26 protein-coding genes are annotated in these 26,261 nt (G+C 73.3%); 12 read left to right on the top strand and 14 right to left on the bottom strand.

The annotated features are described in order from the left end of the window. The first annotated feature begins 205 nt into the window (after positions 1-205). A complete protein-coding gene (locus ACWAUO_RS12890; protein ID WP_460776234.1) occupies positions 206-1,549 on the top strand; it encodes an MFS transporter in 1,344 nt (447 codons plus the stop codon). Positions 1,550-1,599: 50 nt separating this feature from the next. Beyond that, positions 1,600-2,409: a Cof-type HAD-IIB family hydrolase gene (locus ACWAUO_RS12885; protein WP_460775955.1), complete on the top strand. Its 810-nt coding sequence runs from the start codon at positions 1,600-1,602 to the stop codon at positions 2,407-2,409. A gap of 45 nt (positions 2,410-2,454) precedes the next feature. Here the strand turns inward: ACWAUO_RS12885 and ACWAUO_RS12880 are convergent, their stop codons facing one another. Then, a complete protein-coding gene (locus ACWAUO_RS12880) occupies positions 2,455-4,047 on the bottom strand; it encodes a hypothetical protein (protein ID WP_460775953.1) in 1,593 nt (530 codons plus the stop codon). Continuing rightward, positions 4,029-4,826, bottom strand: coding sequence for an ABC transporter ATP-binding protein (locus ACWAUO_RS12875; RefSeq protein ID WP_460775952.1), 798 nt, complete (start codon positions 4,824-4,826; stop codon positions 4,029-4,031). The genes ACWAUO_RS12880 and ACWAUO_RS12875 overlap by 19 nt, the downstream gene beginning before the upstream one ends. 74 nt (positions 4,827-4,900) lie before the next feature. Here ACWAUO_RS12875 and ACWAUO_RS12870 point away from each other — a divergent pair, with 74 nt between their 5' ends. Beyond that, a complete protein-coding gene (locus ACWAUO_RS12870) occupies positions 4,901-5,734 on the top strand; it encodes an aldo/keto reductase (protein WP_460775950.1) in 834 nt (277 codons plus the stop codon). 1 nt (position 5,735) lies between these two features. On the opposite strand, the gene ACWAUO_RS12865 is transcribed toward ACWAUO_RS12870, so the two are convergent. From ACWAUO_RS12865 to ACWAUO_RS12845, 5 genes are all read right to left on the bottom strand, one after another. Then, a complete protein-coding gene (locus ACWAUO_RS12865; protein WP_460775949.1) occupies positions 5,736-6,473 on the bottom strand; it encodes an SDR family oxidoreductase in 738 nt (245 codons plus the stop codon). Positions 6,474-6,493: 20 nt separating this feature from the next. Then, on the bottom strand, positions 6,494-6,718 hold the full coding sequence (locus ACWAUO_RS12860; protein ID WP_460775947.1) for a hypothetical protein: 225 nt from the start codon (positions 6,716-6,718) through the stop codon (positions 6,494-6,496). A 22-nt stretch (positions 6,719-6,740) separates the two neighbouring features. Further along, entirely contained in the window at positions 6,741-7,145 is a 405-nt protein-coding gene (locus ACWAUO_RS12855; RefSeq protein ID WP_460775946.1) for a VOC family protein, read from the bottom strand. A gap of 77 nt (positions 7,146-7,222) precedes the next feature. After that, positions 7,223-8,152 (bottom strand): DNA-3-methyladenine glycosylase family protein, encoded by a 930-nt coding sequence (locus ACWAUO_RS12850; protein WP_460775944.1) that lies wholly within the window; start codon positions 8,150-8,152, stop codon positions 7,223-7,225. A 47-nt stretch (positions 8,153-8,199) separates the two neighbouring features. Beyond that, complete coding sequence (locus ACWAUO_RS12845; protein ID WP_460775943.1) at positions 8,200-8,916, bottom strand: winged helix-turn-helix domain-containing protein; 717 nt, start codon at positions 8,914-8,916, stop codon at positions 8,200-8,202. 395 nt (positions 8,917-9,311) lie between these two features. On the opposite strand from ACWAUO_RS12845, the gene ACWAUO_RS12840 reads away from it, so the two are divergent. The 4 genes from ACWAUO_RS12840 (at position 9,312) to ACWAUO_RS12825 (ending at position 10,560) form a co-directional block, all read left to right on the top strand. Continuing rightward, positions 9,312-9,614 (top strand): GNAT family N-acetyltransferase, encoded by a 303-nt coding sequence (locus tag ACWAUO_RS12840; protein ID WP_460775942.1) that lies wholly within the window; start codon positions 9,312-9,314, stop codon positions 9,612-9,614. Positions 9,615-9,652: 38 nt separating this feature from the next. Beyond that, entirely contained in the window at positions 9,653-10,063 is a 411-nt protein-coding gene (locus tag ACWAUO_RS12835) for a DUF1622 domain-containing protein (RefSeq protein ID WP_460775940.1), read from the top strand. Between the two features lie 81 nt (positions 10,064-10,144). After that, positions 10,145-10,348 carry a hypothetical protein gene (locus ACWAUO_RS12830; RefSeq protein ID WP_460775938.1) on the top strand — a complete coding sequence of 68 codons (204 nt, stop codon included), beginning with the start codon at positions 10,145-10,147 and terminating at the stop codon, positions 10,346-10,348. After that, complete coding sequence (locus ACWAUO_RS12825; protein ID WP_460775937.1) at positions 10,345-10,560, top strand: hypothetical protein; 216 nt, start codon at positions 10,345-10,347, stop codon at positions 10,558-10,560. The genes ACWAUO_RS12830 and ACWAUO_RS12825 overlap by 4 nt, the downstream gene beginning before the upstream one ends. Here the strand turns inward: ACWAUO_RS12825 and ACWAUO_RS12820 are convergent. Together ACWAUO_RS12820 and ACWAUO_RS12815 are read right to left on the bottom strand one after the other, a co-directional pair. Next, positions 10,531-11,331 (bottom strand): alpha/beta fold hydrolase, encoded by an 801-nt coding sequence (locus ACWAUO_RS12820; protein ID WP_460775935.1) that lies wholly within the window; start codon positions 11,329-11,331, stop codon positions 10,531-10,533. The genes ACWAUO_RS12825 and ACWAUO_RS12820 overlap by 30 nt on opposite strands. Before the next feature lie 19 nt (positions 11,332-11,350). After that, the gene (locus ACWAUO_RS12815) at positions 11,351-11,839 is read right to left on the bottom strand and encodes an 8-oxo-dGTP diphosphatase (protein WP_460775934.1); all 489 of its coding nucleotides are present in this window, start codon (positions 11,837-11,839) and stop codon (positions 11,351-11,353) included. An 85-nt stretch (positions 11,840-11,924) separates the two neighbouring features. Here ACWAUO_RS12815 and ACWAUO_RS12810 point away from each other — a divergent pair, with 85 nt between their 5' ends. From ACWAUO_RS12810 to ACWAUO_RS12795, 4 genes are read left to right on the top strand one after another with little or no spacing between them, the layout of a single operon-like run. Further along, positions 11,925-13,073 (top strand): exonuclease SbcCD subunit D, encoded by a 1,149-nt coding sequence (locus ACWAUO_RS12810; RefSeq protein WP_460775932.1) that lies wholly within the window; start codon positions 11,925-11,927, stop codon positions 13,071-13,073. Further along, positions 13,070-16,078 carry an AAA family ATPase gene (locus ACWAUO_RS12805; RefSeq protein ID WP_460775931.1) on the top strand — a complete coding sequence of 1,003 codons (3,009 nt, stop codon included), beginning with the start codon at positions 13,070-13,072 and terminating at the stop codon, positions 16,076-16,078. The genes ACWAUO_RS12810 and ACWAUO_RS12805 overlap by 4 nt, the downstream gene beginning before the upstream one ends. Before the next feature lie 53 nt (positions 16,079-16,131). After that, complete coding sequence (locus tag ACWAUO_RS12800) at positions 16,132-16,311, top strand: hypothetical protein (protein WP_460775929.1); 180 nt, start codon at positions 16,132-16,134, stop codon at positions 16,309-16,311. Beyond that, positions 16,304-17,851: an MFS transporter gene (locus tag ACWAUO_RS12795; protein WP_460775928.1), complete on the top strand. Its 1,548-nt coding sequence runs from the start codon at positions 16,304-16,306 to the stop codon at positions 17,849-17,851. The genes ACWAUO_RS12800 and ACWAUO_RS12795 overlap by 8 nt, the downstream gene beginning before the upstream one ends. A gap of 6 nt (positions 17,852-17,857) precedes the next feature. Here the strand turns inward: ACWAUO_RS12795 and ACWAUO_RS12790 are convergent, their stop codons facing one another. From ACWAUO_RS12790 to ACWAUO_RS12775, 4 genes are all read right to left on the bottom strand, one after another. Next, a complete protein-coding gene (locus tag ACWAUO_RS12790; RefSeq protein WP_460775926.1) occupies positions 17,858-18,412 on the bottom strand; it encodes a phosphorylase family protein in 555 nt (184 codons plus the stop codon). Position 18,413: 1 nt separating this feature from the next. Then, complete coding sequence (locus ACWAUO_RS12785) at positions 18,414-18,545, bottom strand: hypothetical protein (protein WP_460775925.1); 132 nt, start codon at positions 18,543-18,545, stop codon at positions 18,414-18,416. 20 nt (positions 18,546-18,565) lie between these two features. Then, positions 18,566-19,516, bottom strand: coding sequence for an aldo/keto reductase (locus ACWAUO_RS12780; RefSeq protein WP_460775923.1), 951 nt, complete (start codon positions 19,514-19,516; stop codon positions 18,566-18,568). A 148-nt stretch (positions 19,517-19,664) separates the two neighbouring features. Next, positions 19,665-21,728, bottom strand: coding sequence for an NAD(+) synthase (locus ACWAUO_RS12775; protein WP_460775922.1), 2,064 nt, complete (start codon positions 21,726-21,728; stop codon positions 19,665-19,667). Positions 21,729-21,858: 130 nt separating this feature from the next. On the opposite strand from ACWAUO_RS12775, the gene ACWAUO_RS12770 reads away from it, so the two are divergent. Next, positions 21,859-25,410 (top strand): TM0106 family RecB-like putative nuclease, encoded by a 3,552-nt coding sequence (locus ACWAUO_RS12770; protein WP_460775921.1) that lies wholly within the window; start codon positions 21,859-21,861, stop codon positions 25,408-25,410. A 113-nt stretch (positions 25,411-25,523) separates the two neighbouring features. Here ACWAUO_RS12770 and upp read toward each other — a convergent pair whose 3' ends face one another. Next, entirely contained in the window at positions 25,524-26,156 is a 633-nt protein-coding gene (upp, locus tag ACWAUO_RS12765; RefSeq protein ID WP_460775919.1) for a uracil phosphoribosyltransferase, read from the bottom strand. Positions 26,157-26,261 lie beyond the last annotated feature (105 nt).

The following is a 26,261-nucleotide window of genomic DNA, read 5'->3' as shown; positions in this document are numbered from 1 at the left end:
GGCGGTGCCGGGGCAGCCGAGCCAGCCCGACGGTGTGATTCGGGTTTTCCCGAATCCCGGCGGCGGGATCGTGCCGGTCCGCGTCCGTCCGGGCTCTCGACGGTGTCGGTCCCCGGCGTCATGATGGACCCGTCCCCGTCCCCCGGAGCCGACCGTGACCGACCCTTCGCAGCTGCCGCCGCATCCCGGCGCGCCCGACGTGCCGGTGACGGCAGGCGCCCCGGGACAGGACCCGCCGGGGCCGGCGACCGTCCGCGCGTTCCACCAGGTGCTGCTGAACACGCTCGTCGCCAACGTGACCACGTCGTACCTGTGGTTCGGACTCACCTTCTGGGCGTACCTGGAGACGCGGTCGGTGCTGGCGACCTCCATCATCGGCGGCAGCTACATGCTGCTCGTCGCGGTCTTCGGCATCGTGTTCGGCGCGATCGTCGACCACATGAAGAAGAAGGCGGTGATGCTCCTCTCGAGCATCGTCACCCTCGCCACCTACCTGCTGGCGGGCGCGCTGTTCCTCGCCTTCCCCGAGGCCGTGCTGGTCGACTGGGGCGGACCGTGGTTCTGGCTGTTCGCCGGGGTGATCCTCGTGGGCGGGGTGGTGGAGAACCTCCGCAACATCGCGCTGTCGACCACCGTGACCCTGCTCGTGCCCGCCGACCGCCGCGACCGCGCGAACGGACTCGTCGGCACCGTGCAGGGCATCGCGTTCATGGTCACGAGCGTCTTCTCCGGGCTGTCGATCGGCCTGCTCGGCATGGGGCCGACGGTGCTCATCGCGATCGCGATGACGGGGCTCGCGTTCGTGCACCTGCTGTTCGTACCGATCCCCGAGCGCGGCGTCGTGCGCGACCCGGCCGCCGGTCGCAGCCGCATCGAGTTCCGCGGCGTGATCACCGCCATCCGGGCCGTCCCGGGGCTCATGGCCCTCATCCTGTTCACCACGTTCAACAACCTCGTCGGCGGGGTGTTCATGGCGCTCATGGACCCGTACGGGCTGACCCTGTTCTCGGTCGAGGCGTGGGGGATCATCTTGGGCGTGACGAGCGTCGGCTTCATCATCGGCGGCGCGGTCGTCGCCCGGTTCGGCCTCGGCCCGAAGCCGGTGCGCACCCTCCTGCTCGTGAACGTCGGCGTCGCCGTGCTCGGGGTCGGCTTCACCCTGCGCGAGTGGGGCTGGCTGTACATCCTCGGCATCCTCATCTTCATGGCGCTCATGCCCGCGGCCGAGGCTGCCGAGCAGACGATCGTGCAGAAGGTCGTGCCGTACGAGACCCAGGGACGCGTCTTCGGCTTCGCCGCGAGCGTCGAGTCCGCCGCATCCCCGATCTCCGCCTACCTCATCGGGCCGATCGCGCAGTTCTGGCTCATCCCGTTCATGGAGACGGATGCGGGACGGGACGCCTTCGGGTGGCTGCTCGGCGACGGCGACGCCCGTGGGATCGCGCTCGTGTTCGTGATCGCCGGGCTGCTCACGTTCCTGCTGGTGCTGCTCGCGTTCTGCTCGCGCGCGTACCGACGCCTCACCGAGGCCTACGCCGCCGCATCCTGACCGGATGCGCGCCGGGCGGACGCCCAGGGCAGACGGGGGAGGATGGAGGGATGCTGCTGCCCGACCCGCGCCCCGACATCCGCCTCATCGCCGTCGACATGGACGGCACCCTGCTCGACGGCGAAGGCCGCGTGCCGGAGGCGCTGTGGCCGATGCTCGACGACCTCCGCGACCGCGGCATCGCCTTCGCACCCGCCAGCGGCCGGCAGTACGCGACGCTGCGCCGCGAGTTCGGCGCCCACGGCGACGACATGGTCTTCATCGCCGAGAACGGCACCCTCGTGATGCGCCGCGACGAAGAGCTCAGCGCCGACCCGATGGACCGCGCGGTCGTCCGCGACGTGACCGCGACCGTCCGCGCGCTGCCGCTCGATGTCGGCATCGTGCTGTGCGGCAAGCGGTCGGCCTACATCGAGCGCACCGATGAGGCGTTCCGCAGCGAGGCCGACCGGTACTACGCGCGGCTGGCGGAGGTCGCCGACCTCGACGCGGTGGACGACGAGATCATCAAGATCGCGGTCTTCGACTTCGGCGGTGCCGAGCAGGGGGTCGCGCCCGCGCTCGCCGACGTCGCCCGCACCCACCAGGTCGTCGTGTCCGGCCACCACTGGGTCGACGTGATGAACAGCGGGGTGAACAAGGGGGCGGCCCTCCGCCGCCTGCAGGACGCGCTGGGCGTCACCCCCGAGCAGACCGTCGTGTTCGGGGACTACCTCAACGACCTCGAGATGATGGATGCGGCCGCGCACTCGTTCGCGATGGCCAACGCGCACCCTGACGTCGCCGCGCGGGCCCGCTTCCGGGCGCCCGCGAACACCGAGCACGGCGTCATCCGCGTGCTCGAGCGCCTGCTGGGCTGACGGTCCCGGCCCGGGACCCCGGAGGGCTCCCGAGCCGGGAGCCGGTCAGGCGTTCTGCATCGACCGCAGTCGCAGGAGCAGGTCCGGGGCCGTGCGGTCGAAGACCCGGCCGCCGACGAGGACGCCGGCGACGAGGAACACCGTGCCCAGGACGAGTCCGACGGCCAGCGCCAGCCAGCCGAACAGCGTCGCGCCGGTGACCGCCGCGACCACCGCGAGGACGACCGCGGGTGAGCCGAGCACGAGGATGATGAGCCAGACCAGGAACATCATGAGCCCCATGAGCGCGTTCGTGCCCGGCACCCGCTTGAACGGGCTGTCGCCGGGCGCCGCCACCGGGACGACCAGCAGCGCCGAGCTCACCGCGCACACGCCGAACCCGGTCAGCAGGAGGCCGATGCTCGCCCCGAGCACTGCGGGCAGGAGCGCCCACTCACCGGAGAGCCCGACCGTGACGAGTGCGACCAGGACGAGCAGCGGCACCCCGATGACGGATGCGGCCAGCATCCGGCCCGCTCGGTCGGCGCGGCCGCGCACGCCCGTGGCGAGCACGGATGCGAAGGCCGTGCCGTCGTAGGAGACGTCCACGTACGGGACCACGCCGAAGACGAACGCGATGAGCACCGCCGAGAACGCGAACACCGGGCTCTGCACGTCCCAGCCGGAGTAGAAGAGGATCAGCACCGGGAAGACGGGCACCGCGATCAGCTGCCGCAGGTACCGCGGGTCGTGCAGCCAGTACGTCTGCGACCGCGCCCAGGATCCGCCGACCGGGCCGCTCGGCAGTCGGCCGAACCAGCCGAGCCTGCCCTGCTTGACCCGGCGGCCGGCGCGCTGCACCGGTGCGCCCTGCGAGGCGACGAGGATGCGGCGCCACAGCCACCACAGCAGTGCCGGGGTCGCGACGGCGATCGCCGCCTTCGCGAGGGCCACGAGCCAGGCGCCCGCGGCGACCTCCCCCGGGACCGCCCAGGCGGCCGCGAGCGGCGTCCACGACACCGCGGACACGACCGCCTGGACCGACGCGAACGGGTCGGGGCCGCTGCCGGCGCGCAGGAGACCGGTGACACCCGCGATGATCGGGCCGACCAGGACGAGCAGGAGGAAGGCGATGCCGCCGATGATCTCGCGCACCCGTCGGTTGCCGCCGGCGCCGCTCATGAGCGAGGCGACCAGGCGCGACGCGAGCACGCAGGTGAGCACCCCGAGCACCACCGCCGGGACGGCGGCCACGGCGGCCAGCGGCCAACGGCCGAACGCCGGGATGATCGCGAGCGCGCCGAGGGAGGTCGCGATGCCCGGCACGCCGGTGAGTCCGGCGGCGGTCAGCGCGACCATCATCCGGTCGGTGGAGATGGGGAACGGGGCGAGCCGGTCGGGGTCGAGCGTGGTGTCGACACCCGTGAGGAGCACCGGACCGATCACCCAGCCCAGCAGCAGCACCGCACCGGCGCCGGTCACGACGTTCGTCACGACCTCGAGCCCGCCGAACCCGGCGGCGATGAGGCCGGCCCACACGAGGAACAGCGCGGCGACGGCCCACAGCATCCCGAGCACGAAGCCGATGAGCTGCCAGACGCTCGAGCCCAGCTGATTGCCGAGGACGCGGAACCGCAGCCTCAGGAGAGTCGCAACCACTCCGGGCCCTCCGAACGGTGACGGCCGCCGACGAGGTCGACGAAGCGGTCCTGCAGGCTCTGTCCGCCGCGCACCTCGTCCACCGTGCCGGCGGCGAGCACGCGCCCGTGCGCGATGACGGCGACGTGGTCGCACATGCGCTGCACCAGGTCCATCGAGTGGCTGGAGACGATGACGGTGCCGCCGCTGCCGACGTAGCCGCGCAGCACGTCCTCGATGTTCGCGGCCGAGACGGGGTCGACCGACTCGAACGGCTCGTCGAGCACGAGGACCCGGGGTGCGTGGACGAGTGCGCAGGCGAGCGCGACCTTCTTCGTCATGCCGGCGGAGTAGTCGACGACCGGGGTTCCCGCGGCCTCCGTGAGGTCCATGAGGGCGAGGAGGTCCGCGGTGCGGCGGCCGATCTCGTCGCGGGCGAGTCCGAACATCATGGCGGTGTAGGTGATGAGCTGTTCGCCGGTGAGCCGGTCGAACAGGCGTACGCCGTCGGCGAGGTTGCCGATCATGCCCTTCGCCCGCACCGGGTCGCGCCACACGTCGACGCCGTGGAGCACGGCGGTGCCGGCGTCGGGGCGCAGGAGCCCCGTGGCCATCGACAGGGTGGTGGTCTTGCCTGCGCCGTTCGGCCCGACGAGGCCGTAGAACGAGCCGGTCGGGACGGTCAGGTCGAGATCGGCCACCGCGGTCTTCTCGCCGAACCGCTTGACGAGTCCGGTCAGCTGCAGGGCGGCCTCTCCCGGCGGGGCGGAATCGAGCGGGACGAGGTGGGCGTCGGTCATCGGGCCATCGTATTGGGCGCCGCGCCGGGCTGCGGTGGTTCCACCCGGCCTGTGGGCGCAGCAGGATGGAGCACATGGTCACGATCCCCACGGTCACCCTGAACGACGGCACCGCCTTCCCCGAGCTCGGCCTCGGCACGTACAAGCTCACCGGACCGGACGGCGTCGCCGCCGTGCGCGCGGCGATCGACACCGGCTACCGGCTGCTGGACACCGCGGTGAACTACGAGAACGAGCGCGAGGTCGGCGAGGCGGTCCGCACCTGCGGCCTCGACCGCGACGAGCTGCTGGTGGCCACGAAGGTCCCCGGACGCGACCACGGGCACGACGAGGTCATCGCGAGCGCGCGCGGCTCCCTGGAGCGGCTCGGCCTCGAACGCATCGACCTGTACCTCATCCATTGGCCCAACCCGAGTCAGGACCGCTACCTCGACACCTGGCGCGGGATGATCGCGCTGCAGGAGGAGGGGCTGGTCACCTCCATCGGCGTCTCGAACTTCACCGAGGGGATGCTGACGCGACTCATCGACGAGACCGGCGTCGTGCCGGCGGTGAACCAGGTCGAGCTCCATCCGTACTTCCCGCAGGGCGCGCTCCGCGCCTTCCACGCGCGCAACGACATCCGCACGCAGAGCTGGAGCCCGCTCGCCCGCCGCAGCGAGCTGCTGTCGGAGCAGGTGGTGCAGGAGGTCGCGGCACGGCACGGGGTGAGTCCGACGCAGGCGGTGCTGCGCTGGCACGTGCAGCTGGGGACGACGCCGATCCCGAAGTCCGCCGACCCGACCCGTCAGCGGGAGAACGCGGACGTGTTCGGGTTCTCGCTCACGGACGACGACATGGCCGCGCTCAGCGGTCTGGAACGCGGTCGCCTCTGGGACGGCGACCCCGAGACCCACGAGGAGTACTGAGTCAGCCGGCCAGCCACTGCGCGAACGTCTGCGTGCCGCGGTCGCTGTCCGCATCCGGGAGCAGTCGCCCGTCCCGCTGCGCCCGCCCGAGCTCGCCGGGCATCGAGACGGCGGGGATCCACCCTCGTCGCCCGCGCGACCTCGCGTAGGCGCGGACCATCTCCACGAGCGACTCCTCCCGGGGCCCCGCGAGATCCCGCGCCCGACCGGCGGCGGGCCGCTCCGCGAGGGTGACGAGCCGGTCGGCGACCTCGTCGGCCGATACGGGCTGCGTCCGCATCCGGGGGGCCAGATGCAGCGGGCCGACGCGGGCACGGACGTACATCTGCCGAGCGAACTCGTGGAACTGGGTGGCGCGGAGGATCGTCCAGGGCACGGGGCCGGAGGCGAGGATCCGCTCCTGCGCCATCTTGCCCGCGTAGTAGCCGTAGGGCGCCCGGTCGACCCCGACGATGGAGACGGCGACGTGATGCGGCACCTCGGCCACCTCCTCGGCGATCAGCAGCGACCGGGTGGTGCGCTCGAAGAAGTCCACCGCACGGGCGGCGTCGAGCGTCGCGACGCCGAGTGCGTCCACGACCGCGTCGACGCCGTCGAGCGCGCGGGCCGCCCCGGCGCCGGTGAGCAGGTCGACGCCGGTCGAGCGGGCCAGCACGACCGGTTCATGCCCCCGTCGTGCGACCGCCGCGACCGTCTTCTGGCCCAGCAGACCCGTGCCTCCGGCGACGGCGATCCTCATGGGCGTGGTCCCGGGACCCGTCAGAGCTGCGCGCCGTCGTCGTCGCGGTCGTAGATGCCGACGTTGCGGCCCCGCCAGGACTCGTACGCGATGAGCCAGCCGATCGAGACGATGGCGGCGATGAACAGGCCCATGAGGACGCTGCCGAGGAGGATGCCGACCAGGATGCCGCCCGCGAGCAGGACCGCGGTGCCGAGGATCCAGGTGGTGCGGCCGCGCGGCCAGCCGGTGTCAGAGGTCGCCATGCACTCAGCGTACGGGGGCCGGTCAGTCGGACGCGACCATCCACGGCACCCCGAACCGGTCGGTGACCATCCCGAACCGTCCGCCCCACGGCGGGGTGTCGTAGGGGAGGGTGACGGTGCCGCCCTCGGCCAGCGCGTCCCAGCATCGCTGCAGTCGCTCGCCGTCGTCGCCGGAGAGCGAGACGGTGATGCCGGACGGCTCGGCGAACGGCATCCCCGGCGGGGTGTCCGACCCCATCAGCACGAGGCCGTCCTCGGTCGTGAGCTGCGCGTGCATGACGAGCGACTGCTGCTCGGTGCTCAGACCGCTGTCGGGGTAGTCGGCGAAGGTGCTGATCTCCAGCTCGCCGCCGAGGACCGAGCGGTAGAACTCCATCGCCTCCCTCGCCTCGGTGCGGAAGGACAAATACGGGTTCAGGTGCAGCATCGCGGTCCCCGATCGTCAGGCGCCGCCGGGTGCGACGCACCGACAGTGTGCGCCGGTGCCGGTGCGTGCGCAACGGGTCAGCGGGACCGGTGGTCCTCCGGATGCAGCCGGGCGCCCCGGCGCGGTTCGTGCACGCCGCTGAGCCCCAGCAGGCGGATCACCCGCTGCCGGTGCCCCGCCCACGGCGCGAGCAGTTCCAGCATCCCGTCGTCGTCGGTGCGGTGCCCGGTCAGCGCGTAGCCGACCTGATGGGCGAGGTGGTAGTCGCCGACGCTCACGGCGTCCGGGTCGCCGTAGGCGCGGATGCGGGTCTCGGCCGAGGTCCACGGGCCGATGCCCGGGAGGCTGGTGAGGATCCGCTCACGGTCGGCGGGGCGCTCCGCGAGGGCACGGACGAGGGACCCCGCCCGTTCCGCCGCGCGGACGACCGCGCGCGACTGGGGTGGTTCGAGTCCGGCGCGATGCCAGTCCCACGAGGGGATGCGGCGCCAGCCGTCGACGGAAGGGGGTGCGAACATGGCGCGCGGCGTCGGGCCGGGGGCGCGCTCGCCATGCCGGGTGACGATGCGGCGCCAGGCGCCGAACGCCTGCAGCCCGGTCACCTTCTGCTCGAAGATCGCGCCGGCGAGGGCGTCGAAGACGAGGTCGGTGCGGCTGAGGCGCAGGCCCGGGTTGCGGTGATGGGCGGCGGCGACGAGCGGGTGCCGGGACGGATCGAAGCCGTCGGGGGCGTCCTCCGCGCCGCAGAGGGCGGGAAGCTGCGCGAGCGTCCACTCGGCGCCCGGGCCCCACGCTGCCGCGCGGACGGTGTCACCGGCGGCGCGCAGCGCGATCGTCGCGACGCCGAGCGGGGTGCGGGAGGCCCGCCAGACCACCGGTCCGTCGACATACAGGGTCGGGTCGTGGGCCCCGCGCCGTTGCACGAGGACCGTGCGGTGCAGGTCGAGCGGGCGACGCGGACGGTACTCGGCTTCGAGGCCGCGCGTGATGGTCCTCACCTGCTCCACCCGGCAACCCTACGTCGGCACCACCGACATCGGGCTGGGAGGGCGGGTCAGAAGCGGTCGGGGGAGGGGGTGCCGTGGCCGTAGCGGATGACGACGTCGGCGTGCCGGTCGAAGCGGTACCCGACGCCGCGGACGGTGCGGACGATGTCCTCGAACCGGCCGAGCTTCGCGCGGAGGCGCCGCACGTGCACGTCGATCGTGCGCTCGCCCGGGACCTCGTCGCCGTCGGGGGCCCAGAGCGACGAGACGAGCTCGGCCCGCTCGATGGTGCGGCCCTCGCGGAGCACGAGGTACTGCAGCAGCTCGAACTCCTTGAACGTGAACGACGCGGACTCGCCGTCGATGAGCACCCGCTTGCGGGAGATGTCGACGACGACGCCGGCCTCGGCGCGCTCCTCGACCTCGATCTCGGGCTTCGTGCGGGCGACCGCGGACGGCTCGTGCAGGGCGAGGCGGACGACGTCGACATCGCGGCCGCCGGCGCCGGCCGGAGCGAGGGCGACGGTCGCGTAGGTCTCGGCCTCGGGGGCCAGGTCGTGGAGGGTGCGGCGCAGCGCCTCGACGAGCACGCCGAGCGAGACGCCGGATGCGGCCGCCTTCGCCTCGTCGATGCCGACGTAGAGGGCGAAGCCGCGGGGCGCGGTGCCGGCGGGGATGTTGCGCTCGGCGGGGGCGGCGGGGGCCTCGGGCTCCGCGGCGCGGGGGACGAGACGCAGGTCCGGGCGGGTGGCGGCGGGACGGTTGAGGAGGGCGGTGGTCGACATGATGCGAGTCCTTGCGGCGGTGGGGACCGTGTGGTCCGAGCTGTTGTCAGCAAGCCCTGGGTCGGGCTGGGTGCGCGACTCCGCGCGTGACGCTGCGGAGCGGGGGATCGGCGGCTGTGATGCAGACGCAGCGGCCGTATCCGGCGGGTTCACCGATTCAGCGGCACATTCGACAACACATGACGACGCGCCCGGCCATGATGCCGGTCGTCCCGTTCGCCTCCAGGGCGGACAGAGAGCGTGCGAAGTCGGTCATGCGCCCGATTATCCACGCCGTCGTCACATTCCGTCAAACCGGAGGCCCCGGTGGCGGCTTGTGTGACGGATTGTGACGGCCCGGGGCGGCGGTGTCCGCATCCGGAGCCGGGCATCCGTGGGCGGCGTACCCTGGTGCGGTGACCGACGACCTGCGCTTCACGGACGAGCCCGACGCCTCGCGCTACACGCTGCACCGCGGCGACGCACTGGTCAGCGTGCTGGACTACCGCGACGACGGCCGCACCGTCGCCATGACCCGCGCCTACACGATCCCGACGTACCGCGGACACGGGTACGCGGGTGAACTCGTCGACCGCGCCGTCGCCCACCTGGAGGCACGCGGCGACCGGCTCGTCATCCCGGTCTGCTGGTACGTCGCGGACTGGTTCGCGGCCCACCCGCACCGCGCCGGCATCCTGCAGGACCGCGCCTCCGCCTGACCCGGGCGTCGGCGGGACCGCGCCCCTACACTGACCGCATGGAATCGGTCTTCAGCGCCGTCGCCGTGGGGTTCGAGTGCGTCGGCGCCGCCGTCATGGTGGTCGGGTTCTTCGTCGCGGTCTGGTTCGGCCTCCGGGCGCTCCGCCGGGGCGAGGGCGGGCGCACCGCGTTCCAGACGCTGCGGACGAGCCTCGGCGGCGCGATCCTTCTGGGCCTCGAGGTGCTCGTCGCCGCGGACCTCATCCGCACGATCACCTCCAAGCCCTCGCTCGAGGACGCCCTCATCCTCGGCATCATCGTCGTCATCCGGACCGTGCTCTCCATCTCCATCCAGATCGAGATCGAGGGCACGCTGCCCTGGCGCCGGGCCCTGCTCGGCAGCGGCGCCCAGGTGGTCGCGGGGCAGATCGCCCGCGATCGCGACGCCGGGCGCGGCGCCGCGTCCTAGACCCGCGGCGCGGCGGGGTCAATCCCCTCGGGCGGTGTCAGCCGCGGCGTCAGGCTGGGGATCCCGACGAGAGGAACCGCCATGTCAGATGCCGATCTGCCCGAGGGCGTCATCGACGCCGATCCCGCCGGAGGCTGGGAGGACGGCGCCACCGCAGACCAGGAGACCGCCGAGCAGGACGCGGCCGCCACCGACTCGCCCGATCTGGTCACCAGCGACGAGGTCACGAGCGACGAGCCGTCGAAGGGCGCGGACCCCGACCTCGCACCCGGGGAGGACCGATGAGCGAGCACGAGCAGGACGAGCCGGTCATGGACATGCATCCCGTCGACGACCAGGACCGGATCGACGGGATCATCGCGCAGACCCGCATCGACGTGGGCGACAAGGGCGAACGGCGCATCGCCGACGTGCTGCGGCAGCGGTTCGAGCAGAGCGGCGTGCCGTTCGACGACGCCCTCATCGCCTCAGCGGTCGGCCGGGTCCGGGAGGGCTGAGGGCGCGCCCGCGCCGATGAAGCCGAGCACGAGCGAGGCGGTCGGCCGGGCGTCGCGGATCATCGTCTCGTGGCCGTGCCCGGGGATCTCCGCGAGCCGCGCGTCCGGGATCCGGGAGACGACCGAGGCGCACCAGGGCCGCGGACAGACCACATCGCCCTCGCCGCGGACGACGAGGGTCGGCGCCTGCACCCTCGGGTAGGCGTCCTCCGGGCGGTGCGAGAGCATCGCCTTGAGCTTGCGACGGAGGTTCGGTCCGGCCCGCAGGTACTCCCGGGCGCCGACCACGAGCACCTTCGGGCTCTCCGCGAACAGATCGCGTCCCAGCCGCAGCAGCTGCGCCGGCGCGGTGCGCGCGGCGACGTCGACCGTCGGTGCGAGCAGCACGAGGCGGTCGACGAGCATCGGATGCCGGGCCGCCAGCTCGACGGCGACCTGCGTGCCCATCGAGTGCCCGATCACGACGATCTCGTCCGCATCCGGGCGCGCCCGTGCGCGCAGGAGCGCCGCGACCAGGTCCGCCGTCCGCGCCATCGTGGGGGTGCGCGGCGGCTCGGGCGCCTCGCCGTAGCCCGGCTGGTCGACCGCGATCACGCGGCCGTGCGGGATGAGCTCCGGCACGAGTCCGGCGAACACGGTGCGCCCCATGCCGATCCCGTGGACGAGGACGAACACGCGGCGGCCGGCGCCCTGCTCCTCGACGACGAGGGTCGCCCCGTCGTGGTCGAAGGCGTACCGGAGCGCGTCGTCGTCGGGGCGTGGGACGGTCATCCTCCGACCGTACCCGGCCTCACACGCCGATCGTCGGGGTCTCGGCGACGACCGTGGCCAGGTCGTCCCCGAACGTGTAGCCGGATGCGGTGATGCGGCCCCCGCGCAGGACCCCGGGCAGCCAGCGGGCGGCGTCGTCCCACATCCGCTCGTAGGGCACCTCGTCGACCGCGAACCAGGCCGGCACGATCTCGTCGGTCTCGACCGGCTCCCCCTCGAACGTCCGGCAGACGAAGACGTGCGAGCGCTGCGAGTAGTCGGGGCGGGCGGGGAAGTGGTAGTCGAGCACGCCCACCGGGACGAGGTCGGCGGCGGCGATCGTGAGGCCCGTCTCCTCCCGCACCTCGCGGACGGCCGCCTCGGCGACGCTCTCCCCGGGCTCCACCTTGCCGCCGATGCCGACCACGCGCCCGAGCCCGAGGCCGGTGCGCTTGTACCCGAGCAGCACCTCCGGCACCCCGTCACGGGTGCGCTGGATGTAGACGACGCAGACGTCGATGAGAGCCATGATGTCCTCCACGGTACGCCGTGAATGTTTCCGGCCCGTGGCGGGCCTGCCGGGGCATGTCGGAGGCCCGATCTACCGTGAGGGCATGCGCATCCTGCACACGTCCGACTGGCACATCGGTCGCACCTTCCACGGGCACTCGACGCTGGACGCGCTGCGCGGGGTGCTGACGGCGCTGGTCGAGCAGGTGCGCGCGAACGACGTCGACCTGGTCCTCGTCGCCGGCGACGTCTTCGACTCCCCGACGCCGTCGGCCGACTGCTACACGCTGCTCACCGACACCCTCGTCGCGCTGCGCGAGACGGGCGCCGTCGTCGTCGTCACCAGCGGCAACCACGACTCCGCCGCCAGGCTCGGGTTCCAGTCGCGGCTGCTCCGCGAGGGCATCCACGTGCGCACCGACCCCCGGGCGCTGGCGGAGCCGGTGACCGTGACGGATGCCGACGGCCCGGTGCACGTGTACGGCATCCCGTACCTCGAGCCCGCGCTGCTGCGCCACGAGTGGCAGGGCGTCCGCACGCAGGAGGCCGCCGTCGCGCACGCCATGGGGCTCGTCGCCGCCGACCTCGCCGAGCGCGGCGGCCGCTCCGTCGTCATGGCCCACTGCTTCACCGCCGGTGTGGAACCCACCCCGCAACTCGAACGCGACATCCAGCAGGGCGGCCTCGACGTCGTCCCGACCCGTGTCTTCGACGGGATCGACTACGTCGCGCTCGGCCACATCCACGGCCGGCAGGCGCTCGAGGACCGCGTCCGCTACTGCGGGGCACCGCTGCACTACAGCTTCGGCGAGGGCGACAAGCCGCGCGGCGCCTGGCTCGTCGACCTCGCGGCCGACGGCGCGGTGGCGGCGGAGTGGCTCGAGCTGCCGGTGCCGCGGCCGCTCGTGACGCTCCGCGCGCCCATGGCCGACCTCCTCGACGATCCGCGCTTCGACGTCCACGCCGACGCGTGGGTGCAGGCCGAGTACACCGACGCCCTGCCCGAGCGCGAGGCGATGCGCAGGTTGCAGGCGCGGTTCCCGCACTGCGCCGTCGTGGTGCACGCGCCGGCCGAGCGCGCCGCCGCCGCGACCCGCAGCTACGCCGAACGGGTGCGCGCCGCACGCAGCGACGCCGAACTGCTCGACGCGTTCCTCACGCACGTCAGACAGGGCGAGGGCCCCTCCGACCGCGAACGCGACCTGCTGCGCGACCTGCTCGACGAACGCACCGCCGCGGAGGCGCGGGCATGAGGCTGCACCGCATCGAACTGACCGGGTTCGGCCCGTTCCGCGACCGCCAGTGCGTCGACTTCGACGCGTTCCTGGGCGAGGGCATCTTCCTCATCGCCGGGCGCACCGGGGCGGGCAAGTCCAGCATCCTCGACGGTGTCGTGTTCGCGCTCTACGGCGGCGTGCCGCGCTACGACGGCGGCGAGAAGCGTCTGCGCAGCGACTACTGCGAACCCGGCGACCCGACCTCGGTCCGGCTCGAGTTCACGGTGGGGGAGCGCCGGTGGCGGGTCACCCGGGCGCCCGAGTACCAGCGACCGGCCAAGCGGGGCGGCGGCCTCACCCCGGAGCCCGCGCGGGCCGAACTGGAGGAGGATGTCGACGGCGTCTGGGTCGGCCGTGCCGCGCGCCCGCGCGACGTCGCGCTGCTCCTCGACGAGATCGTGGGGCTCAACCAGACCCAGTTCCAGCAGGTGATCCTCCTCGCCCAGAACCGCTTCTCGCGGTTCCTGCTCGCCGAGAACAAGGACCGGCAGGCGCTGCTGCGCACCCTGTTCGACAGCCGCCGGTTCGAGCAGTACCGCGAGGCGCTCGAGGAGCGGCGGCGCCAGGCGCAGCGCCGGCTCGAGGAGGCCGGTGCCGAGGTGCGGACCCTCGTCGAGGTGGCCGAACGGCTCATCGAGGACGACCTCGCCGCATCCGGCGTCGGGGCGGACGCACCGGCCGAGGCGCCGGCACCGACGACGCTCGCCGAGCGCATCGCCGCCGCGGACCAGGCGCTGCAGCGCGCGGCCTACCGGGCGGACGCCGCGGTGCAGACCCGCGCGCAGGCCGACGAGGCGCACGCCCTGGCCGCGGCCGAACACGCCCGCCTCACCGCGCTCGCGAAGGCGCAGGGGGAGCTTGTCCGTGCCCGAGAGACGCTCGCGGCGCTCGAGGCCGACGCCGCCGCCGTCGCCGCGGACACCGAACGGCTCCGTGCCGCGCGCGCCGCCGAGACGGTGCGGGCCGTGCTCGCCGAGGTGGAGCGCGCGGAGCTCGCCGCAGCCGGCGCCGTCATGGCGCTGGAGACGGCGCAGACCACCTGGATGCGGACCGCCGAGGCGCCCGACGACGACCCCGAAGCCGTCGCCGAACGCCTCGGCGGGGCGCTGGCGGTGTGGGAGACGGCGAGGACGCAGGAGCAGGCGCTGCCGGCGCTGACGCGGGAGGCGGACGACGCCGTCCGCGATGTCGCGGACGCGGCCGCGGCGCTCGCCGAGCTGCAGCGGCTCGGTGCGCAGATCCCGGACGAACTCACCGCGCTCGACGCCCGCATCGCCGAGACGGCGCTCGCCGCCGGCGGCATCGAGGCCGCCCGCGAACACCACACCCGGCTGCAGGCGCAGCGCGCCGCGGCCGTCGAGGCCGAGACCCTCGCGGCGCGCGCGCACGACGCCGACCGCGCCTACCGCACCGCCGCCGAGGCCTCGCAGACCGCATCCGGTGCGGTCGCGGCACTGCTGCGCCGACGACTCGACGGATACGCCGGCGAGCTCGCCGCAGCGCTCGTGCCCGGCGAGCCGTGCCCGGTGTGCGGCGGCGCCGAGCACCCGCATCCCGCCGCCGGCGGCGCCGACCCCGTCACCGACGAGCAGTTCGCCGCGGCCGAGGCCGAGCGCGACGCCGCCGCGGCCGCCGAACGCGAGGCCGCCGACGCCGCACGGCAGGCACGCGACGCGCTCGCCGCCGCGCAGGCGCGCGCGGGCGGGCGGACCGTCGCCGACCTCGACGCCGACCTCGCCGCCGCCGCCGAGGCGCTGCAGGCCGCGGACGACGCCGCGACCGAACGCGAGCGCCTCCTGTCCGCGCGCGCCGACCTCGTCGCACAGCAGGACGTGGTCGCCGACTCGCTGACCCGGCTCGCCGTACGGCAGGCCGACGCACGCGAGCGCGAGGCCACCGCCCGGGAACGACTGGCCGCCGCGACCACCGCCGTGACCGAGGCGCGCGGGACCCATGACACCGTCGCCGACCGGATCGCCGCCGGCACGCGCGTGCGGGACGCGGCGCAGGCGCTCGTCACGGCGACCCGCGACGCCGAACGCGCCGTCGACACCCTGCGCGAGGCGCGGGCGCGGGCCGACGACGCCCTCGCCGCGACGGACTTCGCCGACGCCGGCGCGGTCCGGGCCGCCCTCCTCGACCGGGCCGAACGGGAGCGGCTCGACGCCCGGATCGCGGCGCACCTCGCCGACACCGCAGCGACCCGCCAGCGCCTCCTCGACCTCGAACTCGAACTCGCCGGCACCGACGACGCCGCCGTCGACGTCGACGCGTCCGCAGCCGCACTCGCCACCGCGGACGCCGTCCGCTCCGACGCGATCGCCGCGGAGGAGGGCGCACGCAGCCGGGTCGCCGCCCTGCGCGACCTGCTCGAGCGCATCGACGCCGCCCATGCCGCCGTCGCCGCGCAGACGGCCGAGGCCGAGGCCGTCACCCGCCTCGCCGACACCGTCGCCGGGCGCGTGCCCAACACCATGAAGATGGACCTCGAGACGTTCGTGCTCGCCGCCGAGCTCGAGGAGATCGTCGCGGCCGCCAACCTCCGTCTCGCGGAGATGTCCGCCGGACGCTACACCCTGCTGCACTCCGACGCGCTCGCCTCGCACGGGCGGGCGTCGGGCCTCGGCATCGAGGTGCTCGACGCGCACACCGGCCGCACCCGGCCCCCGCAGTCGCTCTCCGGTGGCGAGACCTTCCTCGCGTCCCTCGCGCTCGCGCTCGGCCTCGCCGAGGTCGTCACCGCCCGGGCCGGCGGCATCCGGCTCGACACGCTGTTCATCGACGAGGGCTTCGGCTCGCTCGACGCCGAGACCCTCGAACTGGCGATGCGCACCCTCGACCAGCTCCGCGCCGGCGGGCGCACGGTCGGCGTCATCAGCCACGTCGAGGCGATGCAGGAGCAGATCGCCGCGAAGGTGCACGTCGTCGCCGGCACGGACGGCCCGAGCGTCGTGCGGCAGGAGACCGCGGTAGCGCTCTGACGCCGGCGCGCAACCGCCCCCGCACCGATCGCCGGACCTCCTAGGCTGAGGCTGTGAACAAGAACACCGTCTGGACCGTGCTCGGCGTCGTCGTCGCGATCGTCATCGCCTGGTTCCTCGTGAACGTGCTCTTCTCGCTGCTGGCGTTCGTGTTCAAGCTCGTCATCGTCGCGGTGGTCGCGCTCGTCGTCTTCCTCATCCTCCGCGGTCTGTTCCGGGGTTCGCGTGACTGACGGGCCCGAGCTGCGACGACCCGCGACGGGCGCCGCACCGGTCACCCGCGACATCCCGCTCCCGCCGCGCCGTCGCTGGCAGGCGTTCGCGGTCTGCGTCTCCGTCGCCGCCATCACGATCCTGGACCTGTCGAAGGTCAACGTCGCGCTGCCCTCCATCGAGAGCGCGTTCGGCGCCGGCTCCACCCAGCTGCAGCTCATCGTCTCCGGGTACGTCCTCACGTTCGGGCTCTTCCTCGTCCCGATGGGCCGCCTCGGCGACCAGCGCTCCCGGCGGGCCCTGTTCCTCATCGGCCTGTCGATCTTCACGCTCGCCAGCGCGGCGTGCGCCCTCGCGCCCAGCATCGAGATCCTGCTGATCGCCCGGCTCGTGCAGGGCATGGCCGCCGGCATCCAGATGCCGCAGGTGCTCGGCCTCATCCAGCAGCTCTTCCAGGGCGAGGAACGCGCCCGCGCCTTCGGCCTGTTCGGCGCCACGATCGGCATCGCCACCGCGTTCGGACCGACCCTCGGCGGGCTCCTCATCGCGGTGGGCGGCCCGGTCGACGGGTGGCGCTGGACCTTCTGGATGAACCTCCCGCTCGGACTCGTCGTGATCGCACTGGCGGTGTGGATGCTGCCGCAGACCCGCACGAAGTCGCACCGCCGCATCCAGCTCGACCCGTTCGGGCTCGTGCTGTTCGCGCTGACCGTCACGTCGCTCCTCGTGCCGTTCCTGTTCACGACCGGTTCCCCCGACGACGACCCGCGGCGCTGGTGGCTGCTCGTCGCGTTCGTGCTCTTCGCCGGCGGCTTCTTCGCCTGGGAGCGCCACTACGCCGCATCCGGCAAGTCGCCGCTCATCCCGTTGAAGCTCTTCCGGATCGCCTCGTACCGCAACGGCACGCTGCTGCAGGTCGCGTACTTCGCCGCGGCGCCGTCGCTGTTCCTGCTCACCACGCTCTACCTGCAGACCGGGCTCGGCATCCCGGCCGTGTACGCCGGGATGGTCAGCATCGGCTTCGCGCTCGTGAGCGCCGTCGCCTCCTGGTACGGCGGGCGGCTCGTGTCGCGGTTCGGCCGCAAGGTCGTGGTGTGGGGGCTCGTGCTCGTGCTCGCCTGCACCGTCGGACTCGTGGCCTCCGCCCTGTTCGTGCCCGACGACATCACGATCTACGTGATGGCGGCGGTCATGGTCGTCGGCGGCTTCGGCGGCGGGTTCGTCATCTCCCCGAACCAGACGCTCACGCTCGCCGACATCCCGGTCAAGCGCGGCGGCATCGCAGGTTCGGTCGGTCAGCTCGGTCAGCGGATCGGCACGGCGGTCGGCACCGCGATCGCACTCGCCCTCTTCTACGCCACGATCTACCGCGAGGGCGCGGGCGACGGGCAGGCGGATGCGGCGGTGTTCCACGACGCGTACGGCTACGGGATGCTGACGGTCGCGCTGTTCCTGTCGGTCGCGTTCATCATCGCTGTCGTCGACCTCAGCGCGCGCCGCCGCTCCAAGAAGGGCAAGAAGGCCGACGACCTCGTGGGCGTCCCCGAACCGGGGATCTGACCGTCCTCAGACGCCGTACTCGGTGCGCACGCGCTCGCGCAGCCAGCCGCTGCAGGTGCCGACGACCTCGTCCCAGAGCGTCGTCGCGCCGTCCTGCGCCTTGTCCGAGATCGCCTTGAAGACGCGGATCGGGACGCCGCGGCGCTCCGCGACCCAGAAGTACGCGTAGGTCTCCATGTCGACGAGGGTGGCCCCGAGCGACCGGATGTGCGCCACCGCATCCGCGTCGTCGATGAACCGGTCACCGGTGGCGATGACGACCGCGTCGTGACCGCCCACCCGCTCGGGGAGTGCCACGTGTCGGCCGACGACGCCGTCGAGGTCTGCGACGTCGTGCTGCAGCGCGGCGGTCACCTCGTGCACCTCGCCCTCGAGGTCGGGGTCGAGGCAGCCGGCGGTGCCGACGACGACGACCTCCTCGTAGTCCTTCGCCAGCAGGGCCTCGTCGAGCCCGACGGCGGCCTGCAGCTTGCCGAGACCGGTGACGAGGATGTCGAATCCGTCGAGCTCCTCCGGGAAGGCCTGGATCTCCGAGGCCAGTGCCGCGACCAGCAGGCGCATGTCAGTTCCCTCCCGTGACGATGCCGATGATGCCCGAAACGAGCATGAAGACGCCCACGGCGCCCACGACGAGCCAGATCCCGATGCGTGCCGGGGACGGCTTGTTGCTGTTGTCGTCAGGAGGGAAACTCACCCTCCGAGCGTAGTCGGCGCTCAGGCGCCGGGAGTCCAGGCGGAGATCCGGTCGAGCTCGGCGATCTCGTCGACCGTGAGGTCGGTGCGCGCGCCGTCGAGCAGGTCCTGCACCTGCTCCACCCGTGACGCGCTCGCGATCGGCGCCACCACGGCCGGCTGCGCCCGCAGCCAGGCGATCGCGGTCGCCGCGACCGAGACGCCGTGGGCGGCGCCGATCCGCTCGAGCGCGTCGACGATCGCGAGGCCCTGCGGCGTCGCGTACTTGACGGCGCCCTTCGCGCGCGGTGAGGCCTGGCCGGAGGTCTCCGCCGAGCGGTACTTGCCGGTGAGGAACCCCGCGGCGAGGGCATAGTAGGGGATGACGGCGAGATCGTGCTCCTCGGCGAGCGGGATGATCCGCTCCTCCACCTCGTTGCGGTGCACGAGGTTGTAGTGGGGCTGCACCGCCACCGGCAGGTCGCCGCCGCCGGCCTGCGCGAGCGAGATCCACGAACGGATGCGCTCGGCGGTGACGTTGGACACGGCGGTGTAGCGCACGAGTCCGTCGTTCACGAGGTCGGCGAACCCGCCCACGATCTCCTCGATCGGCACGTCCGGGTCGTCGTAGTGGGCGTAGTACAGGTCGATCGCCTCGACGCCGAGCCGGCGCAGCGATGCTTCAGCGGCGGCGCGCACGTTCTTCGGGGACAGCCCGGGGAACTCCGGATGGCGGCTCACCTTCGTGGCGACCACCATGTCCGCGGGCTTCCGGGAGGCCAGCCACTCGCCGATGAGCCGTTCGCTCTCGCCGCCGGAATGCCCGGGCACCCACGCGCTGTACGAGTCGGCCGTGTCGACGAAGTTCCCGCCGCCCGCGCGGTAGGCGTCGAGGATCGCGAACGACGCGTCGCGGTCGGCGGTCCAGCCAAACACGTTGCCGCCGAGCGAGAGCGGGAAGACGTCGAGGGCACTGCGGCCGATCCGGGGCATGGGGGTCCTTTCGTCGTGGGCTACTCTGCCGCATCCGTGGCGGTCGGTGTGTGCAGAACTCAGGACATCCCGCGTGGGCGGGGCCGGAGGCCGCGGTTTCCGGGTGGTCGGCGGCATCCGTCCTGAGTTCTGCGCAGCCGGCGTACCGTCAGTCCGCGTACTGGGGGAGCGCGGCGTCGAGCTCGGCGAGCCACGCGGTGGCGTTGCCGTCGCTCGGGGCCCGCCAGTCGCCGCGCGGCGACAGCGACCCGGCGGCCGCGACCTTCGGGCCGTTCGGCAGGGCGCTGCGCTTGAACTGCGCGAACCCGAAGTAGCGGCGCAGGAACACCTTGAGCCACTTCACGACGGTCTCCTCGTCGTAGGCGTACCGCTCGTCGTCGGGGAACCCGGCGGGCCAGGTGCCGAGGTCGGGGTCCGCCCACGCCCGGGTCGCGAGGAACGCGATCTTCGAGGGACGGAAACCGTAGCGGAGCACGTGGGCGAGGGTGAAGTCGTGCAGGGCGTAGGGGCCGATCGTGTCCTGCGTGGACTGCACCTTGCCGTCCTCGCCGGCCGGCACCAGCTCGGGGCTGATCTCGGTGTCGAGCACCGACTGCAGCACGGCCGCGGTGGCCTCGTCCACGCCCTCGCCCGCGGCGATGACCCAGCGGATGAGGTGCTGGATGAGGGTCTTCGGCACGCCGACGTTCACGGCGTAGTGGCTCATGTGGTCGCCGACGCCGTAGGTCGCCCAGCCGAGGGCGAGCTCGGACAGGTCGGAGGTGCCGATGACGATGCCGCCCAGGTGGTTCGCGAGCCGGAACAGGAAGTCGGTGCGGACGCCGGCCTGCACGTTCTCGTAGGTGACGTCGTACTGCTTCTCGCCCTGCGCCGCGGGATGCCCGATGCCGGTGAGCAGCTCGGTGGCGGCCGGGCGGATGTCGATCGTCTCGACGGTCGCCCCGATCGCCTCGGCGAGGGCGACGGCGTTCGACTTCGTGTGGTCGCTCGTGGCGAACCCGGGCATCGTGTACGCGAGGATGTCGCTGCGCGGGCGTCCCATCCGGTCCATCGCGCGCGCCACGACCAGCAGCGCGTGGGTCGAGTCGAGGCCGCCGGAGACGCCGATGACGGGCTTGGGCTGACCGATCGCGCGCAGCCGCTGCTCGAGCCCCGACACCTGGATGTTGAACGCCTCGTAGCAGTCCTGCGCGAGCCGTGCCGGGTCGTCCGGCACGAACGGGAACCGGTCGAGCGCCCGGGAGAGCCCGAGGTCGCGCGCCGGCGGGTCGACCCGGAAGTGGACCGTCCGGAAGGCGTCGGTGCGTGCGGCGTGCGTGCGGCGGTTGTCGTCGAACGTGCCCTGCCGCAGCCGCTCCTGCACGAGGAGGTCGAGGTCGACGTCGGCGAGGCTCCGGCGCGGACCGTCGGGGAACCGCTCCGTCTCGGCCAGCAGGCCGCCGGCCTCGTAGATCATGGTCTGGCCGTCCCACGAGACGTCGTTCGTGGACTCGCCCGCGCCGCCCGCGGCGTACGCGTATGCGGCCAGGCCCCGGAGCGACTGCGACTTCGCCAGCAGGTGCCGGTCGTCGGCACGACCGATCGTGATGGGGCTGCCGCTGAGGTTCAGCAGGACCGTGGCGCCGGCGAGCGCGGCCTCCGCGGACGGCGGGATCGGCACCCACATGTCCTCGCACACCTCGGCGTGCACGACGAGGCCGGGCACGTCGATCGCCTCGAACAGCAGGTCGGTGCCGAACGGCGCGTACGTCGATCCGATGCGGATGTCGTCGCCACGGATGTCGTCGCCGGGGGCGTACCAGCGGCGCTCGTAGAACTCGCGGTACGTCGGCAGGTAGGCCTTGGGGGCGACGCCGAGCACCTCGCCGCGGTGGATCACGACGGCGCAGTTGTAGATCCGGTTGCGGTGGCGCAGGGGCGCCCCGACCACGAGCATCGGCATGAGGTCGACGGATGCGGCCACGAGCTCCTCGACCGCGACGACGACCGCGTCCAGGAGGGCGTCCTGGAGCACGAGGTCCTCGATCGCGTAGCCGGAGAGGCAGAGCTCCGGGAAGAGCGCCACGGCGACGCCGTCCGCGTCGCACAGCCGGGCCTCGGCCAGCACCGAGGCGGCGTTGGCCGCGGGGTCGGCGACGCGGACCGGGACCGTGCACGCGGCGACGCGCGCGAACCCGTGGCGGTAGACACTGTCGAACGGGAGATCGCTCACCCCCACAGTCTTGCACCCCGCCCGCCGGTGCCGCCGGGTCGGGCGCACCCCTTGCCCCGCCGCCGCATCCGTCGTAGGGCCCCGGTGCCGTGTCGGGACCGGTCGGTAGGGTCGGAGGGAAAGGGGACGGATGCGGTACATCGAGGCGGCGGCCGGACGCGACGCGCGGGTGGTGTGGAGCGCGAGCGACCTGAAGGCCGCGGCGGAGTGCGAGTTCGCGTGGCTGCGGGCCATCGACGCGAAACTCGGCCGCATCCCCGCCGTCCCCGACCCGGAGGACCCGACCCTCGAGCGCGCGGGCCGGCTCGGCACTGCGCACGAGCTGCGCGTGCTCGCCCGGTACCGGGAGCGGTTCGGCGACGCGGTCGTCGAGATCCCCGAGACCCGGTCGACCGACGACGCGGCGATGTCCGCGGCGGTGGCGGCGACGCGGGCGGCGCTCGCCGACCCCGCCGTCGAGGTGCTGTACCAGGCCGCGTTCGCGACCGAGGAGTTCGTCGGGTTCGCCGACTTCCTCGTCCGCGACCACGCGGCACCCGGTTCGCCGTGGCGGGTGCAGGACACGAAGCTGGCACGGCACGCGCGTGTCACCGCCCTCATGCAGCTCGCGGCCTACGTCGACCAGCTCGACCTGCTGACGGTGCCGCGCAGCGGTGCGGTCGACCTGCTGCTCGGCGACGGCAGCACGAGCACCCATGCGGTCGCCGACCTGCTGCCGGTGTTCCGGCTCCGCCGCCGGCGCCTCGCCGACCTCATCGCGGACCGGCGGATCGTCGACGGCGCCGCGGGCACCCCGATCGCCTGGGGCGACGCGCGGGGCGACCTGCAGGTGCTCGCGTGCGGGCGCTGCCCCACCTGCGAGCAGGAGGTCGTGGCATCCCGCGACCTGCTCCTCGTGGCCGGGATGCGGCCGGTGCAGCGCCAGCGGCTGCGCGACGCCGGCGTCACCACGATCGATGCGCTCGCCGCGTCCCCGGGCGCGCCGGAGGGCATGCGCGCCGAGGTCTTCGAGGGGCTGCGTGAGCAGGCGCGGCTGCAGCTCGCGAGCCCGGCAGGCGTCCCGGAGCCGGGCGAGGCCCCCGCCGGGCGGCCGCCCGTGCCGGAGTACGAGGTGGCGCTGCCGGCCGCGCTCGCCGGGCTCCCGCGCCGCGATCCGGGCGACCTGTTCTTCGACTTCGAGGGCGACCCGCTCTACACCGAGGGCGACGCGGGCGTCTGGGGCATCGAGTACCTTTTCGGCTGGGTCGACAGCGCGAGCCGGTACGGCACGCTGTGGGCGCACGACTTCGCGGGCGAGAAGCAGGCGTTCGAACGGTTCATCGACATGGTGACGCTGCTGCGGCGCACGAACCCGGGCATGCACGTCTACCACTACGCCCCGTACGAGCCCGCGCACCTGCTGGAGATGGCGGGTCGGTACGGCACGCGGGAGTCGGAGCTCGACCGGCTGCTGCGCGAGGGCGTGTTCGTCGACCTGTACCCGATCGTGCGCCGTGCGCTGCGGGTCGGGTCGCGGTCGTACTCGATCAAGAAGCTCGAACCGCTGTACATGGGCGACGACGTGCGCACGAGCGACGTGCAGCGCGGCGACGACTCGATCGTCCGGTACGTCGAGGCGCGGATGCTGTGCGACGCCGGCGACGAGGCGGGCGCGCAGGCGATCCTCGACGACCTCGCCGAGTACAACCGCGACGACTGCGTCTCGACGCTGCGGCTGCGCGACTGGCTCGTGGACCGTGCCCGCGAGGCCGGGCTCATGCCCTCGCTCGCGCCGGACTCGGCCGAGTTCGTCTACGAGCCCTCGCCCCGGGCGCTCGCGCTCACCCGGCTCGCCGCGGCCGCCGCGCCCGCCCCGGCGGCACCCGGCGCGGTCACGCCGGATGCCGATCCGGACGCGGTCGCGCTGCGGCTCGCCGCCGCGGCGATCGACTACTACCCGCGCGAGGCGAAGACGTTCTGGGCCGGGCACTTCCTGCGCCTGCGCGAGCCGGTCTCGCTCTGGGAGCAGACCCGCGACGTCGTGGTCGTCGACCCGGCGCGCTCGTCCGTGCGCGAGCAGTGGCACCGTCCCGACGGGCAGCGGGTGTTCCGCCGGCTCGTCGAACTGCGCGGCGAGCTCGCACCCGGCACCCGGCTGTCGGAGGGGTCGCAGCCGTTCGTGCTGTACGAGCTGCCGGCGCCGTTCCCGTACGCGCCGTCGCCCCGCTGGATCCACGGCGCCCGACAGGTCACGGTCGTCGAGGTGCTGGAGGACGGCGCCGTCGTGCAGGAGAACGCGGTGGACGGCGAGACCTGGGATCCGCTGCCGTTCGCCCTCACGCCGCCGTCCCCGCCGAACGCCGGGCAGCAGCAGTCCGCGATCGACGTGTGGGCGGACGGCCTCATCGACGCCGCGCCGGACTTCCCGGAGGACCCGGCGACCGACATCCTCCTCCGCCGACCGCCGCGCACCCGAGCCGGGCTCGCGCGGGGTGAGGGCGACGTCGACGACATCGTCCGCAGCATCCTGGACCTCGACCGCAGCTACCTCGCGGTGCAGGGCCCTCCCGGCACCGGCAAGACCCACGTCGGGTCGCACGTGATCGCGACGCTCGTGCAGGAGCACGGGTTCCGGGTCGGGGTGGTCGCGCAGTCGCACGCGGTGGTCGAGAACATGCTCGACCGGGTGGTCGCGGCGGGTGTCCCGGCCGAGAAGGTCGGGAAGGCGCCGAAGGATCCGGCCGCGAAGACGTCGTTCACCCCGGTGCCGAAGAACGGGCTCGCGCAGTTCGTCGCGGACCGTCCCGGCGGGTTCGTGGTCGGGGGCACGGCGTGGGACTTCGCGCACCCGCAGCGGGTCGCGCGCGGCAGCCTCGACCTGCTCGTGATCGACGAGGCCGGGCAGTTCTCGCTCGCCTCGACCGTCGCGGTCGCGATCTCCGCGCGGCGGCTGCTGCTGCTCGGCGACCCGCAGCAGCTGCCGCAGGTGAGTCAGGGCACGCATCCCGAGCCGGTCGACACGTCCGCGCTCGGCTGGGTGATGGGCGACGAGCCGGTCATCGACCCCGATCGCGGGTACTTCCTCGCCCGCACGTGGCGGATGCGGCCGGAGGTCGCCGCCCCCGTGTCGGTGCTCTCCTACGCGGGGGAGCTCGAGGCGGCGCCGGTCACCGCGCACCGCGTGCTCGAGGGCGTCGAGCCGGGTGTGCACGCGGTCCCGGTCGCGCACCGGGGCAACGCGGTGCAGTCGCCGGAGGAGGCCGCCGAGGTGGTGCGGATCGTCCGTGACGTGCTCGGGCGCACCTGGACGGATGCGGACGAGCGCGACGGAGGCGTCGTCACCGACCCGCCGCGGCCGCTGACGACGGCCGACGTGATCGTGGTCACCCCCTACAACGCGCAGCAGGTGATGGTCGAGGAGGCGCTCGCCGCCGCCGGCATCGACGGGGTGCGGGTCGGCACGGTCGACCGGTTCCAGGGGCAGGAGGCGGTCGTCGCGATCGTCAGCCTCGCGGCATCCTCGGGTCGCGACGCACCCCGGGGACTGGAGTTCCTGCTGCTGCAGAACCGCCTGAACGTGGCGATCTCGCGCGCGCAGCACACCGCGTACGTGCTGTACTCGCCCGGGCTGCTCGACGACCTGCCGCGCACCCCCGAGGGCGTCGCACGCCTCAGCGCCTTCGCGACGCTCGTCGGCGCCTGACCCCCGATCGGGCCGCGAGACTGCAACTGCGCGACGAGACTGCTGACAATGGATGCAGTCTCGTCGCGCAGATGCAGTTTCAGCGCCCGCGCGGGGCGCGGGGCGCGGGTGGGTCAGACGGTGCCGTAGAGGCGGTCGCCGGCGTCGCCGAGACCGGGCACGATGTAGCCCTTCTCGTTGAGCCGCTCGTCGAGCGCGCCGAGCACGAGGGTCACGTCACGGCCCGCGACCTGCTTCTCGATCGCCGCGACGCCCTCCGGGGCGCCGAGGAGGCACACCGCGGTGACGTCCTGCGCGCCGCGCGTGAAGAGGAACTCGATCGCGGCGCCGAGCGAGCCGCCGGTGGCGAGCATCGGGTCGAGCACGAAGCACTGGCGGTCGCTGAGGTCGTCGGGCAGGCGTTCGGCGTAGGTCGCCGGCTGCAGCGTCTCCTCGTCGCGGAGCATGCCGAGGAACCCGACCTCGGCGGTCGGGATCAGCTTGACCATGCCCTCCAGCATCCCGAGGCCGGCACGGAGGATCGGCACCACGAGCGGGCGCGGGTCGCTGAGCTTCACGCCGGTCGTGGTCGTGACGGGGGTGACGACCTCGATCTCGTCGACGCGCACGTTGCGGGTCGCCTCGTAGGCGAGCAGGGTCACGAGCTCCTCGGTCAGCTGGCGGAACACCGGCGACGGGGTCGTGTGCTCGCGGAGCACCGAGAGCTTGTGGGTGATGAGCGGGTGGTCGGCGACGTGCAGGCGCATGGGTACCAGGCTAGGGCACCGTCCCTCGGAACACCCCTGGTGTCGTCGTCGCCGGCCAGGCGCGTCCGCCTACGCTGGAGCCGTGAGCCTGCCCGTCGCCGACCG

The sequence above is a fragment of the Microbacterium sp. GXF7504 genome, from assembly GCF_054798235.1.
The sequence above is the reverse complement of the archived record's forward strand: the minus strand, read 5'-3'. Positions and strand labels throughout refer to the sequence as shown.